This window comes from Brevundimonas sp., from assembly GCF_036677305.1.
Classification (GTDB): Bacteria; Pseudomonadota; Alphaproteobacteria; order Caulobacterales; family Caulobacteraceae; genus Brevundimonas.
In genome coordinates this window covers 1-19,552 of sequence record NZ_JAKFEB010000086.1, presented here as the reverse complement: position 1 = coordinate 19,552, position 19,552 = coordinate 1, and the positions used below count along the sequence as shown (strand labels likewise).

At 68.0% G+C, this 19,552-nt stretch carries 21 protein-coding genes, 3 tRNA genes and 1 pseudogene; 20 read left to right on the top strand and 5 right to left on the bottom strand.

Going from position 1 to position 19,552, the window contains the following annotated elements; all coding sequences use genetic code 11:
* The first annotated feature begins 193 nt into the window (after positions 1 to 193).
* The 5 genes from rplM (at position 194) to msrB (ending at position 3,656) form a co-directional block, all read left to right on the top strand.
* Entirely contained in the window at positions 194 to 670 is a 477-nt protein-coding gene (gene rplM / locus V6M42_RS05150; protein WP_055830078.1) for a 50S ribosomal protein L13, read from the top strand.
* 2 nt (positions 671 to 672) lie between these two features.
* The gene (gene rpsI, locus V6M42_RS05145) at positions 673 to 1,197 is read left to right on the top strand and encodes a 30S ribosomal protein S9 (protein WP_442880927.1); all 525 of its coding nucleotides are present in this window, start codon (positions 673 to 675) and stop codon (positions 1,195 to 1,197) included.
* Between the two features lie 69 nt (positions 1,198 to 1,266).
* Positions 1,267 to 1,728 carry a hypothetical protein gene (locus V6M42_RS05140; RefSeq protein ID WP_332657738.1) on the top strand — a complete coding sequence of 154 codons (462 nt, stop codon included), beginning with the start codon at positions 1,267 to 1,269 and terminating at the stop codon, positions 1,726 to 1,728.
* A 2-nt stretch (positions 1,729 to 1,730) separates the two neighbouring features.
* The gene (gene argC, locus V6M42_RS05135; RefSeq protein ID WP_332677611.1) at positions 1,731 to 2,678 is read left to right on the top strand and encodes an N-acetyl-gamma-glutamyl-phosphate reductase; all 948 of its coding nucleotides are present in this window, start codon (positions 1,731 to 1,733) and stop codon (positions 2,676 to 2,678) included.
* A 480-nt stretch (positions 2,679 to 3,158) separates the two neighbouring features.
* Positions 3,159 to 3,656, top strand: a complete 498-nt coding sequence (msrB, locus tag V6M42_RS05130; RefSeq protein WP_332677608.1) for a peptide-methionine (R)-S-oxide reductase MsrB — start codon at positions 3,159 to 3,161, stop codon at positions 3,654 to 3,656.
* Here the strand turns inward: msrB and V6M42_RS05125 are convergent.
* Together V6M42_RS05125 and phaC are read right to left on the bottom strand one after the other, a co-directional pair.
* Positions 3,644 to 4,027 (bottom strand): hypothetical protein, encoded by a 384-nt coding sequence (locus tag V6M42_RS05125; protein WP_332677606.1) that lies wholly within the window; start codon positions 4,025 to 4,027, stop codon positions 3,644 to 3,646. The genes msrB and V6M42_RS05125 overlap by 13 nt on opposite strands.
* Entirely contained in the window at positions 4,024 to 5,973 is a 1,950-nt protein-coding gene (phaC, locus tag V6M42_RS05120; RefSeq protein WP_332677604.1) for a class I poly(R)-hydroxyalkanoic acid synthase, read from the bottom strand. The genes V6M42_RS05125 and phaC overlap by 4 nt, the downstream gene beginning before the upstream one ends.
* 90 nt (positions 5,974 to 6,063) lie before the next feature.
* Here phaC and V6M42_RS05115 point away from each other — a divergent pair, with 90 nt between their 5' ends.
* From V6M42_RS05115 to V6M42_RS05060, 12 genes are all read left to right on the top strand, one after another.
* On the top strand, positions 6,064 to 6,519 hold the full coding sequence (locus V6M42_RS05115) for a hypothetical protein (protein WP_332657733.1): 456 nt from the start codon (positions 6,064 to 6,066) through the stop codon (positions 6,517 to 6,519).
* 52 nt (positions 6,520 to 6,571) lie between these two features.
* On the top strand, positions 6,572 to 7,528 hold the full coding sequence (gene glpX / locus V6M42_RS05110) for a class II fructose-bisphosphatase (protein ID WP_332677602.1): 957 nt from the start codon (positions 6,572 to 6,574) through the stop codon (positions 7,526 to 7,528).
* Positions 7,528 to 9,330 carry a single-stranded-DNA-specific exonuclease RecJ gene (recJ, locus tag V6M42_RS05105; RefSeq protein ID WP_332677599.1) on the top strand — a complete coding sequence of 601 codons (1,803 nt, stop codon included), beginning with the start codon at positions 7,528 to 7,530 and terminating at the stop codon, positions 9,328 to 9,330. The genes glpX and recJ overlap by 1 nt, the downstream gene beginning before the upstream one ends.
* An 85-nt stretch (positions 9,331 to 9,415) precedes the next feature.
* A tRNA-Glu gene (locus tag V6M42_RS05100) sits at positions 9,416 to 9,490 on the top strand.
* Positions 9,491 to 9,601: 111 nt separating this feature from the next.
* Entirely contained in the window at positions 9,602 to 10,021 is a 420-nt protein-coding gene (locus tag V6M42_RS05095; RefSeq protein ID WP_332677597.1) for a response regulator, read from the top strand.
* A gap of 108 nt (positions 10,022 to 10,129) precedes the next feature.
* Positions 10,130 to 10,699, top strand: a complete 570-nt coding sequence (locus V6M42_RS05090; RefSeq protein ID WP_332657729.1) for a cold-shock protein — start codon at positions 10,130 to 10,132, stop codon at positions 10,697 to 10,699.
* 27 nt (positions 10,700 to 10,726) lie between these two features.
* Positions 10,727 to 11,197 (top strand): DUF192 domain-containing protein, encoded by a 471-nt coding sequence (locus V6M42_RS05085; protein ID WP_332657728.1) that lies wholly within the window; start codon positions 10,727 to 10,729, stop codon positions 11,195 to 11,197.
* A gap of 50 nt (positions 11,198 to 11,247) precedes the next feature.
* A tRNA-Pro gene (locus tag V6M42_RS05080) sits at positions 11,248 to 11,324 on the top strand.
* Positions 11,325 to 11,409: 85 nt separating this feature from the next.
* Positions 11,410 to 11,715, top strand: coding sequence for an ETC complex I subunit (locus V6M42_RS05075; RefSeq protein WP_332657727.1), 306 nt, complete (start codon positions 11,410 to 11,412; stop codon positions 11,713 to 11,715).
* A gap of 151 nt (positions 11,716 to 11,866) precedes the next feature.
* Positions 11,867 to 11,943 (top strand) — tRNA-Arg (locus V6M42_RS05070).
* Between the two features lie 38 nt (positions 11,944 to 11,981).
* Complete coding sequence (locus tag V6M42_RS05065; RefSeq protein WP_332677594.1) at positions 11,982 to 12,752, top strand: exodeoxyribonuclease III; 771 nt, start codon at positions 11,982 to 11,984, stop codon at positions 12,750 to 12,752.
* A 30-nt stretch (positions 12,753 to 12,782) separates the two neighbouring features.
* Complete coding sequence (locus V6M42_RS05060; RefSeq protein WP_332657725.1) at positions 12,783 to 13,247, top strand: hypothetical protein; 465 nt, start codon at positions 12,783 to 12,785, stop codon at positions 13,245 to 13,247.
* Here V6M42_RS05060 and metC read toward each other — a convergent pair.
* Positions 13,240 to 14,412 carry a cystathionine beta-lyase gene (gene metC / locus V6M42_RS05055; protein ID WP_332677592.1) on the bottom strand — a complete coding sequence of 391 codons (1,173 nt, stop codon included), beginning with the start codon at positions 14,410 to 14,412 and terminating at the stop codon, positions 13,240 to 13,242. The genes V6M42_RS05060 and metC overlap by 8 nt on opposite strands.
* A 143-nt stretch (positions 14,413 to 14,555) precedes the next feature.
* Between metC and V6M42_RS05050 the strand changes: the two genes are divergently transcribed.
* Together V6M42_RS05050 and V6M42_RS05045 are read left to right on the top strand one after the other, a co-directional pair.
* Complete coding sequence (locus V6M42_RS05050; RefSeq protein ID WP_332657723.1) at positions 14,556 to 15,617, top strand: amino acid ABC transporter substrate-binding protein; 1,062 nt, start codon at positions 14,556 to 14,558, stop codon at positions 15,615 to 15,617.
* Between the two features lie 28 nt (positions 15,618 to 15,645).
* Positions 15,646 to 16,956 carry a dicarboxylate/amino acid:cation symporter gene (locus V6M42_RS05045; RefSeq protein WP_332657722.1) on the top strand — a complete coding sequence of 437 codons (1,311 nt, stop codon included), beginning with the start codon at positions 15,646 to 15,648 and terminating at the stop codon, positions 16,954 to 16,956.
* A gap of 8 nt (positions 16,957 to 16,964) precedes the next feature.
* On the opposite strand, the gene V6M42_RS05040 is transcribed toward V6M42_RS05045, so the two are convergent.
* Positions 16,965 to 17,798, bottom strand: coding sequence for a sulfurtransferase (locus V6M42_RS05040; RefSeq protein WP_332677590.1), 834 nt, complete (start codon positions 17,796 to 17,798; stop codon positions 16,965 to 16,967).
* Between the two features lie 23 nt (positions 17,799 to 17,821).
* Entirely contained in the window at positions 17,822 to 19,042 is a 1,221-nt protein-coding gene (locus V6M42_RS05035; RefSeq protein ID WP_332657720.1) for a cyclopropane-fatty-acyl-phospholipid synthase family protein, read from the bottom strand.
* 298 nt (positions 19,043 to 19,340) lie between these two features.
* Here V6M42_RS05035 and V6M42_RS05030 point away from each other — a divergent pair.
* A pseudogene (locus V6M42_RS05030) lies at positions 19,341 to 19,552 on the top strand (hypothetical protein); the annotation flags it as partial.

Below are 19,552 nucleotides of genomic sequence, written 5' to 3'. Positions count from 1 at the left end.
CCCGGAATGACGGTGAATTGGTGCGGTATTTTAATACCGTATTCGATTAATTGAGCATTTTCATAGAGATAGTGGTATGGGTGCGCATCAACCCCCATTGACCGCACGCCGCCCATCCTCTATCAGCGCGCCTTCCGCTCATCCCGGTCATCGGGAGGGGCACTCCGTTCGTCTATTCCCGGGAACCCCGAACATGCTGAAGAGCACCACGGTCGCGCTGAAGCCGGCCGAGGTCACGAAGAAGTGGATCCATATCGACGCCGAAGGCGTCGTGGTGGGCCGTCTCGCGACCTTCATCGCCAACCGTCTGCGCGGCAAGCACCGCGGCGACTACACCCCGCACGTCGATTGCGGCGACTATGTCGTCGTCACCAACGTCGACAAGGTGGTGTTCACCGGCAAGAAGAACACCGACAAGATCTACTACCGCCACACCGGTCACCCGGGCGGCGTCAAGCAGACGACCCCGGAGAAGGTCCTGAACGGCCGCTTCCCCGAGCGCGTGCTTGAAAAGGCCGTCGAGCGCATGCTGCCCAAGGAGAGCCCGCTGGCTCGCCTGCAGATGACGCACCTGCGCCTGTTCGCCGGCGCCGCGCACACCCATGAAGCCCAACAGCCGGAAACGATCGACTTCAAGTCGGCGTCCGCCAAGAACACCCGGAGCGTCTGAGCATGACCGACGTGACTGCTGACACGCCCGCCGTGGAAACCGCACCGACCGAAACCCTCACCGGCTTCGACGCCCTGAAGGGCATGCAGACCCCCGGCGCGGGCGAAGAGCACCCGGTCTACGTCCAGAAGCTGGACGCCCAGGGCCGCGCCTATTCGACCGGCAAGCGCAAGAACGCGATCGCCCGCGTGTGGATCAAGCCCGGCTCGGGCAAGATCACCATCAACGGCAAGGATCAGATGCAGTATTTCGCCCGCGAAATCCTGCGCATGATGATCGCCCAGCCGCTGGAAGTGACCGACCGCCTGACCCAGTTCGACGTCGACTGCACCGTGCAGGGCTCGGGCCTGTCCGGCCAGGCCGGCGCAATCCGCCACGGCCTGTCGCACGCCCTGACCCACTACGAGCCGGACCTGCGCAAGGTTCTGAAGCCGCACGGCTTCCTGACCCGCGACAGCCGCGTCGTCGAGCGCAAGAAGTACGGCCGCGCCAAGGCCCGCAAGTCCTTCCAGTTCTCGAAGCGCTAGGCCGTTTCACTACGGTATGGATGGGGGCGCTTCGGGAAACCGGAGCGCCCTTTTTCTATTGGGGGTAGAATGTCTCGTGACCTGTTGAAGGATTGGGCCATCGTCGTCGGCGGGCTGTGGGTGATCCAGTATTTTGCAAGAGCCTTCTGGGCGATGTTCCTCGGCGGGCCTGGCGCAAACAAGTTCCTTCTGGATCCCGAAAGATTCCGGGCGGAGCGTGGACCCAACTATTGGTCTATCTTGATCATATTTGGTGGTTTGCTGATCGGGTTTGTGATCGCGTGGGCGTTTTCTGTAGCGAGTGTCGCGGGATATCGCTTCGAAGATAGCCTGATCCTCACAAGTGTTGGTTTATTTGCCCTTTTCAGCTTCATCGCTTTCACGGTCGGATGGGTCATAGGATCCTCTTTCACCGAGTGGCGTCTGACGATTTCAGGCTGGATCTCCATTTTCATCATGTCCGCCATCTTTCTGGCCATGCTGGCCGGTTGTGGTCTGGCCGTGATGCTCGCCTTGGGCTTCGTGGAGTAAACATGACCCACACCATCTTCATCGACGGCGAGGCCGGGACCACGGGCCTGGAGATCCGCGAGCGGCTGGAGAAGCGCTCCGATCTGGAGCTGATCCTGCTGGGCGACAGGCGGCGCGACGTGGGGGCGCGGCGCGAGGCGCTGAACGCCGCCGACGCCGTGATCCTGTGCCTGCCGGACGAGGCGGCGAAGGAAGCCGTGGCGATGATCGACAGTCCGAAGGTGCGGGTGATCGACGCCTCGACGGCGTACCGGGTCGATCCGGCCTGGACCTATGGTTTCGCCGAGATGGCGCCGGGGCAGCGGGAGAAGATCGCGGGCTCGACGCGGGTGTCGAACCCGGGCTGCTATCCGACGGGCTTCATCGGCCTGGTCCGGCCGCTGGTGTCGGCGGGGATCGTGCCGGCGGGCTGGCCGGTGACGGTCAATGCCGTGTCGGGATACTCGGGCGGCGGCAAGAACATGATCATCCGCTATCAGGACGAGACCTGCTCGGCCCATACGACCGAGCCGTTCCACGCCTATGGCCTGTCGCTGCAGCACAAGCATGTGCCGGAGATGACGCTGCACACCGGACTGGAGCGGCGGGTGCTGTTCGCGCCGGCGGTGGGGCGGTACCTGCAGGGCATGCTGGTCGAAGTTCCGCTGCAGCTGGCGGCCCTGCCGAAGTCGCCGTCGGTCGAGGTGGTCCATGGCGCGCTGGCGGAGGCCTATGCCGGATCGCGGTTCGTGGAAGTGGCCGAGCTGGAGACGACCGAGGCCATGACGGGGATCGACCCCGAGGGGCTGAACGGCACCAACCGGATGCGGCTGCATGTGTTCGGCGACCGGGGCGGGGAGCAGGTGCGGCTGGTCGCCCTGCTGGACAACCTCGGCAAGGGGGCGTCGGGCGCGGCGGTGCAGAACCTGAACCTGATGCTGGGGCTGGACGAGGGCACGGGGCTGAGCTGACCAGATTCGTCATGGAGACTCTCGCCCCCTCCAACCCGCCCTTTCGGGGACAATAATCCGCTACTTCCGCCCCGCCTGACAGGCGCCGGCTCGTCGCAAATCCGGCCCACGACCGTTTCTGACGCAGGCCCGTGCAAGATAGTGAAATGCCCGCCGGGCCTGGTCTTTGACACTGTTGAACATGAGAACTCCACTCCGCGAAACCTCGTTTGCGGGCGTTGCCGGATCGGCAAGGCCCGCCGTCCGCATTTTTTCGGAGGACTACGAGACTCCCTGCCCTTGGCCGATGTCACCGGCCGCTCGAATTCCGTGCATCCCCGCGAAGGCGGGGACCCAGGCTTTGGCCTCGCCGCCGCGCCTGAACGAGCGCCGGTCAACTCAACCCGTCTGCCAGCCGTTCAAACCTGGGTCCCCGCCTTCGCGGGGATGCACGGGGTTTATGGTTGAAACCTCCGGCATTGTGCCGACGTACTTACAGCTATGACCCACGCCCTGAACCGCCGCCATCTGCTGCTGACCGCCGGCGCGGGCGCGGTGTCCGCCTGTTCTCCGGGGACGGCGGACGCGTCCGAGCGTCAGTACGCCAACTCGCCCTTCCGGCGGATCACCGATGCGCAATGGCGCGAGCGGCTGCCGCGCGCCAGCTATGACGTGCTGCGCCAAGCGGTGACGGAGCGGCCGGGAAGCAGTCCGCTGAACAACGAGCACCGGCGCGGGACCTTCCTGTGCCGGGGGTGCGACCTGCCGCTGTTCCGGTCGCAGTGGAAGTTCGACAGCGGCACGGGCTGGCCGAGCTTTTACGACGTCATCGCCGCCAATATCGGGACGAAGACCGACTATGAGATCGGCTTTCCGCGCGTGGAGTATCACTGCGCCCGCTGCCTGGGGCATCAGGGGCACATCTTCGACGACGGGCCGCGTCCGACCAGAAAACGCTATTGCAACAACGGCGTGGCGCTGAAATTTCAACCCGCGTGACGGTTGGCCTTGAGCGCTGACTCCACCGTTGCGCCGAACCAGACCGAGGCGATGAGCACGAGGATGCCGTAGTCGGGTCCCGGCCAGAAGACCGGTACGGCGGCGGCGGCGATGACCAGCATCGGGAAGGCGGTGGCCCAGGCGGCCGTGCCCCGGCTGTCGGCATGGATCAGCGGCGGGCGCGGCGCGATCTTCATCATCCGCAGCATCATCGGGTTCAGCAGCACGAAGCCGCCGGCGCAGATGATGGCCAGCAGCGGATTGCGCAGCAGGGCGACCGGCGGGCCGTAGATGACGGTGGTGAGGACGACCAGCAGCAGGGCGCAGCCGGTCGTGACGGCCAGCAGCAGGTTCGGTTCGAAACGCTTCAAGACTTCACTTTCACATACGACCCCGGCGCCGGTTCTATCGGAGCAAGCGGGCCTTTTTTGGGGTCGCGGGCGGGAACCCAGCCGCCCGATTTGTCATGCAGCCATTCGGCCCAGTGGTTCCACCAGCTGCCGGGGTGTTCGACCGCCTTCGCCTGCCATTCGCCGAGGGTGGCGGGCAGGGCGGGGTTGGTCCAGTGCTGGTATTTATTGGCCGAGGGCGGATTGACCACCCCCGCGATATGGCCTGAGCCGGCCAGCGTCAGGGTCACGTCGGCGCCCGAGAAGGCGCGGGCCGAGCGGTAGACCGAGTTCATCGGGGCGATGTGGTCCTCGCGGCTGGCCTGGAAATAGAGGGGGATGGTCACCTTCGACAGGTCGACCTTGAGCCCGCCGATGGTGAATTCGCCGCGCGACAGGCGGTTCTGGCCGTACATGGAGCGCAGATAGTCCATGTGCAGCTTCCTGGGCATGCGGGTCTGGTCGGCGTTCCAGAACAGCAGGTCGAAGGCGGGCGGATCCTTGCCCATCAGATAGTTGCTGACGAAGAAGGACCAGATCAGGTCGTTGGCGCGCAGGGCGTTGAAGGTCTCGGCCATGGCCGCGCCGGGCAGGACGCCGCCCGCGGCGTCCATCTGCTGCTCGATCTCGTTCAGCCAGTGCTCGTCGGTGAACAGCAGCAGGTCGCCGGCCTCGGCGAAGTCGTGCTGGGCGGCGAAGAAGGTGTTGGCGGTGACGCGTTTGTCGCCCTTTGCGGCCATATGGGCCAGGGCCGCGCCCATCAGTGTGCCGCCGATGCAGTAGCCGACGGTGTTGATGTGCTGCGCCTGCGACTGCTCGAGCGCCTTTTCGACGGCGCGGTAGACGCCCTTCTCGAGATAGTCGTCGAAGCCGAAGCCGGCCTTGTCGACGTCCGGATTGACCCAGGAACAGACGAAGACGGTGAAGCCCTGGCCGGACAGCCAGCGGATCATCGAGTTTCCGGGCTGCAGGTCCAGGATGTAGAATTTGTTGATCCACGGCGGGAAGATCAGCAGGGGCGTGGCGCGCTGTTTGTCGGTGGCGGGGTCGAACTGGATCAGTTCGAACAGCTCGTCGCGCCAGACGACCTGGCCCGGAGCCGTGGCGACGTTCACCCCGACCTCGAACTTGCCGTAGTCGGCCTGGCTGATCTTCAGCTTGCCGGCGCCGCGCTCCATGTCGGCGGCGAAATTCTGCATCCCCTTTACGAGGGACTCGCCATTGGTTTCGGCCAGCGCCTTCAGGGCGGCGGGGTTGGAGGCGAGGAAGTTGGAGGGGGAGAAGGCGTCGGTCAGCAGCTTGGTGAAGAATTCGGCGCGGCGCTTGGTCAGGGGGTCGACGTCCTCGACGCTGGAGACGAGGCCGTTCATCCAGTCGGCGGTGACCAGATAGGACTGGCGCATGACGTCGAAGGCGGGGTTTTCGGACCAGGCCGGATCCTTGAAGCGCTTGTCCTTCGAGGGGGCGGCGGGGGTCTCCTCGCCGGCGGCGCGGCGGGTGGTGGAGGCCCACAGGTCCATGTAGCGGTTGAACAGGTCGGCCTGGGCGGCGAACAGCTTGTCGGGGCGGGAGGCCAGACTGGTCATGACCGAGTTCATGGCCGGGCCGACGTTGAAGGGGTCGGGCGACAGGGCGGCGGGGCGGTCGGCCTGGGACAGGGCCGCCTCGGCGATGGCCGCCTGGGCCGTCATCGCCGCCTTCGCCAGATTCATGGACAGGGTTTCGAGCATCTCGCGCTGGTCGGCCCCGGGGAAGGCGAAGGCGTCGGCGGGCGAGGCGGCGGCCTGAGCCGCGGGCTCGGGCTGTTCAGGCGGCGGCGCAGCCTTCGCGGCGCGGGGACGGGGCGGCTTGGCCGAGGTCGGGCGGCCGGACTTGCGCGGCGGACGCGGGGCGGCGTCTGCGGGCGGAGGGGTCGGACGCTTGGCCATTCGGGAAGAGCTCCGGAGATCGTCTGGATCGGTCGCAAGGGCCGCGCGCCCTTCCGCCTGTGGCGATCATGGCATATGACCGCCCCTGATATGAACGCGCCAATCCGGAAATTCGCAGCGATGACGGCGGCGGTCCTGCTGACGGGCGGGCTGACGGCCTGTGTCACGAGCGCTTTCGACCCCGCGACGGATGCGAGCTCACCGATCGCGCCGCGCGTGCAGGCGCTGGTCGATGCGAATCGCGAGTATCCCCGCTGGGAGGATTTCCCGAAGAGCCTCGAGCCGCTGCCCGAGCCCGTGGCGATCGCGACCCAGGTCAATACGCTGCGGGTGACCAATGCAGGGCTGGCCGGCGAGGTCTCGCGCATCGACTGGCAGGAAACCGGCGATCCCGCCGCCTACGCCGCCGAGGTGCAGGCGCGGGTCAATGCGGTTCCGGTCGCGCCGGTGACGGCCGAGACCCAGGCCGAGATGGAAGAATTCGTCCGGCGCACCCGCGAACGCGGCCGCGCCCCGCCGCCCGTGGATCGTCGACCGGTCCAATAGAACAGTCGCCCGGACGGCAGAATCCGGGAATCATCGTCTCAGGAGAACGCTCATGGCCGCTTCGGCTCCCTACGCATCCACGCTCGCCGCCGACGCCGCCCGGGTCACCGAACTGGCCGCCATCGCCAGCTACGCCCAGATCGGCCGCGGCGACGAGAAGCAGGCGGACCAGCTGGCGGTCGATGCGATGCGCACGGCGCTGAACAGCCTCGACATCGACGGCAAGATCGTCATCGGCGAGGGCGAGCGCGACGAGGCGCCGATGCTGTACATCGGCGAGAAGGTCGGCACCGGCAAAGGCCCGGCCATCGACATCGCCCTCGATCCGCTGGAAGGCACCACCCTGACGGCCAAGGCCATGGCCAACGCCCTGTGCGTGCTGTCGATGTCGCCGGGCGGCGGCATGCTGCACGCGCCGGACACCTATATGGACAAGATCGCCATCGGCCCGGGCTTCGCGCCCGGCACGGTCGATCTGGACATGAAACCCCAGGACAATGTCCGCTCCCTGGCCTCGGCCAAGGGGGTGAAGCCGGAAGACATCACCGTCTGCGTCATGGACCGGCCGCGCCACGCCGATCTGATCGCGGCCCTGCGCGAGGTCGGGGCGCGGGTGCTGCTGATCACCGATGGCGACGTGGCGGGCGTGATCCACACGGCCGAGCCGGAGACGGGCATCGATCTGTATCTGGGTTCGGGCGGGGCGCCGGAAGGCGTGCTGGCGGCGTCGGCGCTGAAATGCGTCGGCGGCCATTTCCAGGGCCGGCTGATCTTCCGCAACGACGACGAGCGGGAACGGGCGCGCAAGACGGGCGTCACCGACTTCGACCGCAAATACGACCTGCATGAGCTGGTGTCCAAGGACGCCATCTTCGCCGCCACGGGCGTGACCAAGGGCGCCATGCTGGACGGCGTCCGGGTCGCCGACGGCTTCGTCTCGACGCATACGCTGGTGATGGATTCCTCGACGCGGACGGTCCAGCGCATCCGCACGATCCGGCCCCTCTGATGGCCGACGGGGGCGGCGCGCCAGCCTTTCTGGGCGTGTCCCGCTCCCTGTCCGGCCGCGCCTGGCGGCAGAGGCCCGCCGAGGCGGGGCTGATCCGCAGCCATATGCAGACCCTCGGTCTGGAAGAGCCGCTGGCGCGGGCGCTGGCGGCGCGGGGCGTGCGGGCCGACCAGGGCGCGGACTTCCTGCAGCCGACGCTGAAGGCGCTGTTCCCGGATCCGTCCAGCTTCATGGACATGGATGCTGCGGCCGGGGCGATCCTCGACGCCCTGCAGGCGAAGGCGTCGATCCATGTCTTCGCCGACTATGACGTGGACGGAGCTTCCAGCGCGGCTCTGCTGGTGCGCTGGTTCCGGGCCATGGGCGCGGACCTGCCCATCTATGTGCCGGACCGGATGACCGAGGGGTATGGCCCCAGCGCCCGGGCCTTCGACACGCTGAAGGGGTCCGGCGCCGATCTGGTCATCACCGTGGACTGCGGCGCGGCGGCGAACGAGGCCGTGGCCCATGCGGCGGCGATCGGGCTGAAGGTGGTGGTCATCGACCATCACATGATGCGCGAGCATCCGCCGGTCTGCGCCGCCGTGGTCAATCCGAACCGGCCGGGGTGCAACTCGGGGCAGGGCAACCTGGCGGCGGCGGGGGTGGTGTTCGTGCTGCTGGCGGCGCTGAACCGCGAGGCGCGGGGACGCGGCCTGTTCGAGGGGCGCGAGCAGCCGGACATCCGCCAGTGGCTGGATCTGGCGGCCATGGGCGCGATCTGCGACGTCACCGGCCTGACGGGCTTCAACCGGGCCCTGACCAGCCTCGGCCTGAGGCGGATGTCGGAATGGGCCAATCCGGGGCTGAGGGCCCTGCTGGCGGCGGCAGGAGCCGAGCCGGGGCCGGCCAAGTCGAACCATGCGGGCTTCATCCTGGGGCCGCGGATCAACGCCGGAGGGCGGATCGGCAAGTCGGACCTGGGCGCGCGCCTGCTGTCGACCGACGATCCCGTCGAGGCCGCCGCGCTGGCGCAGGAGCTGGACGCGCTGAACATCGCGCGGCGCGAGGTCGAGAAACAGGTCACCGATCAGGCCACGCGCATGGTCGAGGCGACGGGCGCCCACGCCGACGGCTCGGCCGTGGTGGTGATCGAGGGCGACGACTGGCATCCGGGCGTGGTCGGCATCGTGGCGGGGCGGCTGCGCGAGCGCTGGCGCAAGCCGGTGGTGGTCATCGGCGTCGATGCGGTGAACGGCGTGGGCAAGGGCTCGGGGCGGTCCCAGCCGGGTATGAACCTGGGCAAGGCGGTGCAGGCGGCCTGGGAAAGCGGCGTGCTGATGGCCGGGGGCGGGCACGCCATGGCCGCCGGCCTGACGGTCCGCGCCGACGACATCGGGCGGCTGCGCGACTTCCTCAACGAGCGGATGGCGGGCGAGCAGGCGGCGGCGGATGCGCTGGACCTGGTCGAGATCGACGCCCTGATCGATCCGGGCGCGGCGACGCGCGGCCTGTTCGAACAGTTCGAGCAATTGGCGCCGTTCGGGCCGGCCAATCCGGAACCGCTGTTCGCCCTCGAGCGTGTCTCGGTGCGGGACGCCGTGGCCATGAACGGCGGCCATGTGCGCTGCCGGCTGGTCGGGGCGGACGGGGCCTCGGTCAAGGCGATCAGCTGGCGTTGCGCCGACCTGCCGGGCGGGCAGTCGCTGTTGTCGGGGCAGGGCGGGCTGAGCGTGGCGGGGCGGCTGAAGGCCGACGACTGGAACGGCCGCAAGGGCGTTCAATTCGAGATCGAGGACGTGGCCGATCCGCGGATGGCGTAAGCCCTTTGCGCCGCGACGGAAAAAGGGACCGGACAGGGTTGCACCGTCCGGAATCGGCGGCTATATCGCCCGCTCTCCGCGCAGCGGTCCCTTCGTCTATCGGTTAGGACGTCAGGTTTTCAACCTGAAAAGAGGGGTTCGACTCCCCTAGGGACTGCCACGCGGAGCTTCCCCTTTTCCCCATCGACCGTCGCGGCGCCGAGCCTTTCAGGGTCTGGCGCGTTGAACGTGTGTCCGGTGTTCGGACGCAAGGGGCAGCCGGTTGATTGAAATGTCCGAAGACCACGCCCCTGTCCCGTCGCGCGACCTGCCCGTCGGCGACGTGCGTGCGTCCATCCTCATGGTCGAGGACAATGCCGATGTGCGGCTGATGGGGGTCACCCTTCTCGAGGACGCGGGATTCAAGGTGCACCAGGCCGGCGACGCGGACGAGGCGTTGTCCATGGTGCTGGAGGGGCTGGAGTTCGATCTGCTGTTCACGGACATCGTCATGCCGGGCTCCATGGACGGCGCGGCCCTCGCCGCCGAGGTGCTGAGGCTTCAGCCGGGCGTTCCGGTGCTGCTGACCACCGGGTGGGCCGACCGGGCCAACGACCACGGCGGATTGGCGATGATCGGAAAACCCTATCGTGCGCCCGAGTTGACGCAGAAGATTCAGGCGCTTCTGAACGAGGCCGGCAGGCTTCGCTGACCGGAATTTGTCCCATTCTTGGGAAACCGGAGTTTTTTGCTTTTCTGCGCTTCACAGAACCGTGTTAAATAAGCGCCGTCCGCTCGGGTCGCGGGCAGGGGGAAGGCTGTGTCTGACTACGAGGGCGTTGGGACGGTCGAGGCGGTGCGCATCGCTGGCCGGGTGAAGTGGTTCGATCCCGGCAAGGGATATGGCTTCATCGTGCCTGACGATCCCAGTCTGACCGACATGAAGGACGTCCTGCTGCACGTCTCCAGCCTGCGCGACGCCGGGCGGGACACGGCCCCCGAAGGCGCTCCCATCACCTGCGACTGCGCGCGCCGGCCCAAGGGCTGGCAGGTTACCGAGGTGCACGAACTGGGCGAGGGCGACCCGGATCTGGCCCCTGCGCCGAAGCGCTCCGGCTACGAAGGTCTGCGCCAGCACGAGGCGGCGCGGATCGCCGAGGGCGAGACCGGGTCGGGCGGTCCGCTGGAGACCGCCGTCGTCAAATGGTTCAATCGCACCAAGGGCTACGGATTCGTGGTGCGCGACGGCGCGCCCGGCGATATCTTCGTCCACGTCGAGACCTTGCGGCGCTGCGGACTGGATGATCTGCTGCCGGGCGAGACGGTTGCGGTGCGGTTCGCCGAGGGGCCCAAGGGTCTGGTCGTCGCGGAAATCAGACCGGGCGGATGATCTCCGCCCCATGAGGGTGGATGAGTGATGCTACGTCGTGGAATACTGGCCGTCCTGTTCGCCGGCGTCGTGCTGGCCGCGTGCGCCGGGGCGGGAACGCCCAAGGACGCGAATGGAAATCCGCTGGAACCCCTGACCATCACCACCGCGACCGGCGAGCACAAATTCATGGTCGAGATCGCCGACGACGAGGCCGAGCGTCAGCGCGGCCTGATGTTCCGCGATCCCCTGGCGGACGACCGCGGCATGCTGTTCCAGTTCCCCGACGTGGCCGAGCGCGGCTTCTGGATGCGCAATACGCCGAGCCCGCTGGACATCATCTATATCGACCCGCGGGGGCGGATCGTCTCGATCGTGAAGAACGCCGCGCCCCAGTCGGACGAGGTCCTGCCTTCGAACGGACCGGCCAGCGGCGTGCTGGAGCTGCGGGCCGGACGGGCGGATGAGATCGGGGCCAAGGCGGGCGACAGGGTCCGCCATCCCTTCTTTGCAGAATAAGCCGTCCGGGCGCGTTGCGGCGCGGCGTCGAGTGTGTCAAATCCCGCCGCCGGAGTGTAGCGCAGCCTGGTAGCGCATCTGGTTTGGGACCAGAGGGTCGGAGGTTCGAATCCTCTCACTCCGACCATATTTGAGGGCGCTAACGCTCGCGACGCGGTCGCTCGCTACCTGAGCGCGTTGTCGGCCAGTCGCCTAGCCAGATGAGAACCGCCATGCTCGCCCGCATCTACCGCCCCGCCAAGACCGCGATGCAGTCCGGCAAGGCCTCGGCGAGAGAATGGCGTCTGGAGTTCGAGCCCGCCTCGGCGCGAACCATTGATCCGCTGATGGGCTGGACCAGTTCTTCGGACATGAACGGTCAGGTGCGCCTGACGTTCGACACGTCCGAGGAGGCGGTGGCCTATGCCGAGCGGCACGGCATTCCGTTCCGTCTTCAGGAGCCGCAGGACCCGCCCGTGATCCTCAAGGCCTACGCCGACAATTTCGCCACCTTCCGCAAGCAGCCCTGGACGCATTGATTCAGGCTGCGGCTCCCGCGCTTCGCCGCCTCCTTGTTCGGCTATCGCGCTTCGCGCTACCTGAGCCGCCTTCTTGTTCGGCTATCGCGCTTCGCGCTACCTGAGCCGCCTTCTTGTTCGGCTATCGCGCTTCGCGCTACTTGAGCCCCGGGCGCCCATAGCTCAACCGGATAGAGCACCCGCCTTCTAAGCGGGATGTTGCAGGTTCGAGTCCTGCTGGGCGCGCCATCCCTGAACCAGCTTCGCCGTTCGAGCATTGAGCAGCGATGCGGATCGCGACGTTCAACATTAACGGCGTCAATACCCGGCTCCAGAACCTGCTGGCGTGGCTGGAGGAGACGCGGCCGGACGTGGCCTGCCTGCAGGAGCTGAAGGCGACCGACGCGCAGTTTCCGGCGCAGGCCATTCGCGACGCGGGCTATCACGCCCTGTGGCAGGGCGAGCATCGCTGGAACGGCGTGGCGATCCTGTCCCGTTCCGAGCCGGTGGTGACGCGGCGCGGCCTGCCGGGCGGCGAGGGTGACGGGCAGAGCCGCTATATCGAGGCGGCGGTGGAGGGCGTGTTGATCGCCTCGCTGTACCTGCCGAACGGCAATCCGCAGCCGGGTCCGAAATTCGACTACAAGCTGGCGTGGTTCGAGCGGCTGATCGCCCATGCGGAGGACCTGCTGGCCAGCGGGGCGCCGGTGGTGCTGGCCGGCGACTACAATGTCGTGCCGACCGAGGCGGACATCTACAACAGCCGCTCGTGGAAGAAGGACGCCCTGCTGCAGCCCGAGAGCCGGGCGGCGTATGCGCGGTTGCTGGAGCAGGGCTGGACCGACGCCATCCGGGAGCGGTTTCCGCACGATCCGCCGCCGTGGACCTTCTGGCAGTATTTCCGGCAGGCGTGGGAACGGGACGCGGGACTGCGCATCGATCACCTGCTGCTGAGCCCCGGCGTGGCCGCGCGGCTGAGCGACGCGGGGGTGGATCGCGACGTGCGCGGGCGGGAGCGGGCCAGCGACCATGCGCCGACGTGGATCATGCTGGACTGAACCTCGCCGGAGCTTGACCGTTGAGAGGTCATGGCGCGCGCCCTGAAGGTCTTTTCCTATTCCGACGGCTTCCACTCCTGGACCGTGGCGACTCCGTCGCGGGCCAAGGCCCTGGAAGCGTGGGGCGTGACGCGGGATCTGTTCAAGGACGGTTCGGCTGTCGAGGCCCCGGAAGGACCGGACAGGGAGGCCGCGCTGAAGGCGCCGGGCGAACTGATCGAGCGCGGCCTGTCCGTCGATATCGGCAGGGTGGAGAAGACCCGGGCTCCGAAGGCGGAGAGGCGGCGCGGGCCGAGCGCGAAGGATCGGGCGCGCGTGGAATTGCTGGAGGAGGAACTGGCGGAGCTCGACGCGGCGCAGGCCGGACAGACGAAAACGCTGGAGGCGCGACGGGCGGAGCTGGAGCGCGAGGCGGAAGCGCTGGCGAGGAGTCAGTCGAAGGCGCGCGAGGCCCTGAAGGCGAAGTTGAAGGCGGCGCGCGCGAAGCTCAACTGACGGCGGCGCGCCAGGCGGCGAGGCTGGCGTCCAGATCGGCGATCAGGTCGGCGGGATCTTCGAGCCCGACGTGGAGGCGCAACAGCTCGCCGGGCAGGACGGGCGGATTTCGCCGGCCGGAAAGCTGGCCGGTCTCGTGGGTGATCAGGCTCTCGAATCCGCCCCAGGAATAGCCGAGGCCGAACAGTTCGAGCGCGGACATCAGCGCGTGGGCCGCGGCCTGGTCGCCGCCCTGCATGACGACGCCGAAGAGGGAGGCGGCGCCCGCGTAGTCGCGGCGCCAGAGGCCGTGGCCGACCGACCCGGGCAGGGCGGGATAGAGTATTTCGGCGACTTCGGGGCGCGACTGAAGCCAGGTCGCCACGGTCATCGCCGAACGGGCCTGTTCCTCATAGCGGAGCGGAAGGGTGCGGACGCCGCGCAGGGCCAGCCAGGCGTCGTCGGCGGAGACCCGCCAGCCCAGGTCCTCGATGGTTTCGTGAATTGTGCGGCCCACGACGGCGTCGGCGACGGCGATGGAGCCCATCAGCAGGTCGGAATGGCCGCCGACGTATTTGGTCACGGCCTGGACGCTGACGTCGACGCCACGGGCGAGCGGGCGGAAGCCCAGGCCGGCGGCCCAGGTGTTGTCCATGACGGTGCGGACGCCCCGGTCCCGGCACGCGGCGGCGAGGGCGGGGACGTCCAGCATCTCGAACGTCAGCGAGCCCGGCGATTCGATCAGCAGGACGCGCGTGCGGTCGGTCAGACGGTCCAGGACGTCGTCGGTCGAGGCGTCGGGCGCGTGGAAGACGGTCGTCACGCCGCGCGCCTTCATGTGCCGCATCAGGAAGCGGCGGGTGGGGCCGTAGACGGCGTCGGTGGTCACCACCTCGTCGCCGGGCCTGAGCAGGGCCGTCAGGGGCACGGTGACGGCGGCGAGGCCGGACGGAACCAGGAAGGCGTCGGTTCCGCCCTCGAGATCGGCCAGGACCGCGCGCAGTTCCCGGGCCGCGCCCAGGTCCTCGATACCGTAGACCGGACCCAGGCCTGCGTCGCGCATGTCCGAAGGCGCGTCGTTCAGCAGGGTCGAGGCCCGTTCGACGGGCGGCGAGACCGGGCGGCGGCCACGGCCGCGCCGGGTGGCGGAGGCGATCAGTCGGGTGCGGTCGCTGCGGTCGGACATTCGGGGCCGTGGGAAGGCTTGCGGTTCAGCCTCCAAAGGCCTCTAAAGCGAGCCGGGGCGCAAGGTCCGAGAGACTTCGGCGAGGCGGTATGAGGACAGGTTCGAGGGCGCGCCCGGTGGTGATCACAGCGATCGCAGTCGCGATGCTGACGCTCGTCGCCTGTGGCCGCAGCGACCGGCAGGCCGGACCGGACGACAGCGCCGAGGCCGGCGCCCAGACCGACGTCGCCGCCCCCGAATTCGCCAGTGCGACCCTGGCCGCGATCAAGCGGCGCGGCCGGCTGAACTGCGGCGTGCACGAGGGACTGATCGGCTTCGCCTTCACGGACAACCGCGGCCAGTGGCGAGGCTTCGACGCCGACTTCTGCCACGCCCTCGCGGCGGCCGTACTGGGCGACGCCAATGCGGTGCGTTTCGTACCCCTGACCAGCAGCCAGCGCTTCGAGGCCCTGCGCAGCGGGCGGATCGACGTGCTGTGGCGTTCGACGTCCTGGACCCTGACGCGGGAGGCGCGGGAGGGGGTGCGCTTCGCCGGGATCAACTATTACGACGGCCAGGGTTTCCTGGTGCGGCGGTCGCTGGACCTGGCCAGCGCGGCGGAGCTGAACGGCGCGCGAATCTGCGTGCAGCGGGCCTCGACGTCCGAACTGAACGTCGCCGACTGGTTCCGGGCGCGAGGGCTGGAATACACGCCGGTGATCACCGCCAACGAGGAAGCGGCGCGCGCGGCCTACGGGCGAGAGGACTGCGACGCCTTCAGCGCCGACATTTCGGCGCTGGCCGCGGCCCGCACCACCCTGTCGAACCCCGAACAGCACGCCATCCTGCCGGACGTCATCTCCAAGGAACCGCTGGGCCCGGCCGTCAAACGCGGGGACGAGGCCTGGACCTCGATCGTCCGCTGGACGCTGAATGCGCTGATCCTGGCCGAGGAACTGGGCGTGACGCAGGACAATGCCGGCGACATGGCCGAGGATTCGCGCGATCCCCGCGTGCGACGGCTCCTGGGGACCGAGGGCGACGTCGGCGCCATGCTGGGATTGCGCCGCGACTGGGCGAAGTCGGCCATCGAGGCCGAGGGAAACTATGGGGAAATCTTCGCTCGCAATGTCGGGACGGAATCATCTCTCGACCTGACGCGCGGGCTTAACGCACAATGGAACGCAACGCCGGGCGGCCTGATCTACGCCCTGCCTTTCAGATAACGACATCGGCCGGGGGCCGGGGGAACGCATGGAAACGACAAAAAAGGGCGGCGTGCCGCTCTATCTCTGGATGCTGCTGGGCTTCGTGGTCGGCCTGGGGGGCGGGCTTTACGTCAACCTGACCGGCCAGACCGTCATCCCCGAGGTGATGGACATCATCCAGGCGGTCGGACAGATCTTCCTTCGCCTGCTGTTCATGCTGGTCCTGCCCCTGCTGTTCGCGGCGCTGGCGGTCGGCGTGGCCGAGATGGGCGATCTGAAGTCGCTGGGCCGCGTGGGCTTCAAGACCCTGATGTTCACCATCATCGTGTCCGCCATCGCCGTCGGCATCGGCCTGGGCATGGTCAACTGGTTCCGCCCCGGCGACGGCGTCGATCCGGTGCTGGCGCAGCAACTGCTGGCCCAGGGCGCTGACGGGGCCTCGGCCATCGTCGGCAATGCGCCCAAGTCGATCGAGGCCGGCCAGTTCTTCCTCGACATGATCCCGTCGAACGTCGTCACGGCCGCGGCCGAGAACCAGATCCTGCCGGTGATGGTCTTCGCCCTGATCTTCGGCATCGGCATGGTCATGGCCAAGAGCCCCGCCACCGACGCGCTCCAGAACGCCCTGCAGGGGCTGCTGGAAGTGATGATGAAGCTGATCAACCTGGTCATCAAACTGGCTCCGTTCGCGATCGCGGCCCTGATGTTCAACCTGTCGGCGGTGTTCGGATGGGACCTGCTGGTGCGGCTGGGCGCCTACGCCGGCGTCGCCGTCGGCGCGATGGCGATCCATATGTTCATCGTCTATCCGCTGCTGGTCTGGATCTTCGGCGGCATGAACCCGCTGAAGTTCGCCAACGGGGTCCGCGAGCCGTTCGTGGTCGCCTTCTCCACGGCCTCGTCCAACGCCACCCTGCCGATCGCCATCAAGGCGGCGGAAGAAAAGCTGATGCTGCCGCGCCGCATCTCGCGCTTCGTGCTGACGGTGGGCGCCACGGCGAACCAGAACGGCACCGCCCTGTTCGAGGGGGTGACGGTCCTTTTCCTGGCCCAGTTCTTCGGCGTCGACCTGAACCTGCAGCAGCAGCTGGTGGTGATGCTGGTCTGCATCCTGGGCGGTATCGGCACGGCGGGCGTGCCGGCCGGATCGCTGCCGGTCATCGCCCTCATCCTGACCATGGTCGGGGTGCCGGCCGAGGGCATCGGCCTGATCCTGGGCGTCGACCGCTTCCTGGACATGTGCCGGACGACGCTGAACGTCACGGGCGACCTCGTGGCGGCGACGGTGGTGTCGCGCGGCGAGGTCGATGTGCCTGCGCATATCGCGGGACCGGAGCCGGTCGCGCCGCCGGTCTGACAGGACGGCTAGGGGGCGATGTCGGTGTCCGGCCGGCCGCCCCATTCGGCCCAGCTGCCGTCGTAGAGGCGCGACGGCTTGCCGAGCGCGGCCAGGCCCAGGCTGAGAATGGCGGCCGTGACGCCGGATCCGCAGGTGGTGATCACCGGGCGATCCGGATCGACGCCGGCGTCGCGGAACGCCTGTTCCAGCGCCGGGCCGCGCTTCATCGTCCCGTCGGCCTCAAGCAGGGCCGGGAAGGGCAGGTTCAGCGCGCCTGGCATATGTCCGGGGCGCAGGCCGGCGCGGGGCTCGGGTTCGCGGGCGTCGAAGCGTCCGGCGGAACGGGCGTCGAGCACCTGCAGGCCCTTGGCCAGCGCCTCCCGGACATCGGCGAGCGCGGCCACGGCCTCAACGTCGGGTCGGGGCGAGAAGACGGCGGGAGCGCGTCCGGCGAACGGCCCATGCTCGACCGTGCGACGCTCAGCGATCCATTTCGGGAGGCCGCCGTCCAGCACCCGGACCTGGGCGGCGCCCATGACGCGCAACATCCACCACGCCCGTGCGGAGGACCGGATGCCGACCGTGTCGTAGACGACGATGGCGTCCCGATCCGAAATCCCCAGACTGCCCATACGCGCGGCGAAGGCGATCGGAGACGGCAGCATGTGGGGCAGGGGGCTGGCCGTATCCGAACTGGCGTCGAGATCGAAGAAGACGGCGCCGGGCAGGCGCGCCGCCTCGAAATCCGGCCGTCCGTCGCGGCCGTCCAGATGCCAGCTCGCATCGACGAGGCGCAGTCCGGGATCGCCCAGGCGGGCGGCCAGGTCCTGCGTCGAGATCAGGGGCGAGGTGTCGGTCATGGGAGCCGTCCGGAGCGCGCTGGTCAGCCGCGCGCGAGGACCAGCTGTACCACGTCGGTCCGCGCCGAGCGGAAGCCGGCCTCGCAATAGGCCAGATAGAAGCGCCACAGCCGCCGGAACCGCTCGTCGAAGCCGCCCATGCGGCGGATGTCGCCCCAGGCCGCCTGGAAGCGCTCGTCCCAGAGCTTCAGGGTTTCGGCATAGTCCTGTCCGAACCGCTCGATGGTGCGCCATTCCAGCCCGGCGCTGTCGATGACGGGTTTCAGCGCCTCCTCGGACGGCAGCATGCCGCCGGGGAAGATGTATTTCTGGATGAAGTCCGTGCGCTTGTTGTAGCCGCCGAACAGATCGTCATCGATGGTGATGATCTGCAGGCCCGCCTTGCCGCCGGGCTTCAGCACATCATGGATCTTGCCGAAATAGGCGGGCCAGTATTCCAGCCCGACGGCCTCGAACATCTCGATGGAGGCCACGCGGTCGAAGGCGCCCTCGACGTCGCGGTAGTCGATCAGCTGGATGTCGACGCGGTCCGAAAGCCCGGCGTTGAAAATGCGCTGCCGGGCGAAGTCGTACTGCTCCTGCGAGATGGTGACCGCCGTCACGCGCGCCCCGGCCTCCTTTGCGGCGAATTCGGCGAAGCCGCCCCAGCCGCAACCGATCTCGAGCACCGACTGGCCCGACTGCAGGTCCATCAGCCGGGCGAGCGAGGCGTATTTCTCGCGCTGGGCGGCGTCGAGCGCCATGCCGGCCCGCGCGAACCGGGCCGAGGAATAGGTCATCGAGGAGTCGAGCCAGGAGGCATAGAAGGCGTTGCCGAGGTCGTAGTGGGCGTGGATGTTCTTGCGCGAGCCCTTGCGGCTGTTGCGGTTCATCCGGTGCGAGACCCAGTGGACCGCCTTCATGGCGGGGTGTCCGTCGACGAGGCGGCGGATGTGATCGTAGTTGTTGGCGAAGGACTCCAGCAGGGCGGCGAGGTGCGGGCTCTCCCATTCGCCGGCCATATAGCCCTCGGCGAAGCCGATATCGCCCGAGGCCAGGACGCGGCGGGCGAAGCGGTAGTCCTTGATGTCGAAAATCGCTGAAACGCCGGGCTGGGGGCCTTCCAGCTGATGGGTCTCACCGTTGGGCAGCAGCACCGTGAGGCGACCGAAGGTCCAGTTTGACGCCAGAAGGCGCAACAGCAACGAGAACCCGCGGGGGGTGCGGGCGCCTGCCTCATTCCGCTCGGCGGTGACCGACGTCATGAACGGGACTTTCCAATGCACGCCGGACGGGCGTCAATCCCCCTGAAGCCTGATCGGGACACGGATCTTCCGGCCCCGGCGGGCGTCACAGCCGTCTGCATTGATGTCTGCTCCTGTATGACCGGATCGAGACTCGGAACTACGGTGAAGCATCGGCTGTGGATCCATCGATCCGCGCCAAATACGAACATTGGAATGGAGACCGGTGTCGGCAAGGGCCCTGTCCGCCCTCGGTGGCCATGCGGGCGGGCGCCTGATAACTTGCGAACCTCGCCGCCAGACGCCACCTGATCGCCGCATGGGCGCGGCATCAACCGCGCGTCGCCACCGCAAATCCGGGAAGCCTGCCTTGTCCAAGCCAAACGCCGTCATCGACATCAAGGAAGGCCTGAAGCGCCCCGTCAGCATCGGCGGCGGTCAGCGGATCGTCTTCATCGCCGGCCCCTGCCAGCTGGAAAGCCGCCAGCATGCGCTGGAGATGGCGCATGCGCTGAAGGAGATCGGCGAGCG

Bases quoted from the DNA above. Each gene is read 5' to 3' on its own strand.
- rplM (WP_055830078.1), top strand. From the start codon at position 194: ATGCTGAAGAGCACCACGGTCGCGCTGAAGCCGGCCGAGGTCACGAAG.
- rpsI (WP_442880927.1), top strand. From the start codon at position 673: ATGACCGACGTGACTGCTGACACGCCCGCCGTGGAAACCGCACCGACC.
- V6M42_RS05140 (WP_332657738.1), top strand. From the start codon at position 1,267: ATGTCTCGTGACCTGTTGAAGGATTGGGCCATCGTCGTCGGCGGGCTG.
- argC (WP_332677611.1), top strand. From the start codon at position 1,731: ATGACCCACACCATCTTCATCGACGGCGAGGCCGGGACCACGGGCCTG.
- msrB (WP_332677608.1), top strand. From the start codon at position 3,159: ATGACCCACGCCCTGAACCGCCGCCATCTGCTGCTGACCGCCGGCGCG.
- phaC (WP_332677604.1), bottom strand. From the start codon at position 5,973: ATGGCCAAGCGTCCGACCCCTCCGCCCGCAGACGCCGCCCCGCGTCCG.
- V6M42_RS05115 (WP_332657733.1), top strand. From the start codon at position 6,064: ATGAACGCGCCAATCCGGAAATTCGCAGCGATGACGGCGGCGGTCCTG.
- glpX (WP_332677602.1), top strand. From the start codon at position 6,572: ATGGCCGCTTCGGCTCCCTACGCATCCACGCTCGCCGCCGACGCCGCC.
- recJ (WP_332677599.1), top strand. From the start codon at position 7,528: ATGGCCGACGGGGGCGGCGCGCCAGCCTTTCTGGGCGTGTCCCGCTCC.
- V6M42_RS05095 (WP_332677597.1), top strand. From the start codon at position 9,602: ATGTCCGAAGACCACGCCCCTGTCCCGTCGCGCGACCTGCCCGTCGGC.
- V6M42_RS05085 (WP_332657728.1), top strand. From the start codon at position 10,727: ATGCTACGTCGTGGAATACTGGCCGTCCTGTTCGCCGGCGTCGTGCTG.
- V6M42_RS05075 (WP_332657727.1), top strand. From the start codon at position 11,410: ATGCTCGCCCGCATCTACCGCCCCGCCAAGACCGCGATGCAGTCCGGC.
- V6M42_RS05065 (WP_332677594.1), top strand. From the start codon at position 11,982: ATGCGGATCGCGACGTTCAACATTAACGGCGTCAATACCCGGCTCCAG.
- V6M42_RS05060 (WP_332657725.1), top strand. From the start codon at position 12,783: ATGGCGCGCGCCCTGAAGGTCTTTTCCTATTCCGACGGCTTCCACTCC.
- metC (WP_332677592.1), bottom strand. From the start codon at position 14,412: ATGTCCGACCGCAGCGACCGCACCCGACTGATCGCCTCCGCCACCCGG.
- V6M42_RS05050 (WP_332657723.1), top strand. From the start codon at position 14,556: ATGCTGACGCTCGTCGCCTGTGGCCGCAGCGACCGGCAGGCCGGACCG.
- V6M42_RS05045 (WP_332657722.1), top strand. From the start codon at position 15,646: ATGGAAACGACAAAAAAGGGCGGCGTGCCGCTCTATCTCTGGATGCTG.
- V6M42_RS05040 (WP_332677590.1), bottom strand. From the start codon at position 17,798: ATGACCGACACCTCGCCCCTGATCTCGACGCAGGACCTGGCCGCCCGC.
- V6M42_RS05035 (WP_332657720.1), bottom strand. From the start codon at position 19,042: ATGACGTCGGTCACCGCCGAGCGGAATGAGGCAGGCGCCCGCACCCCC.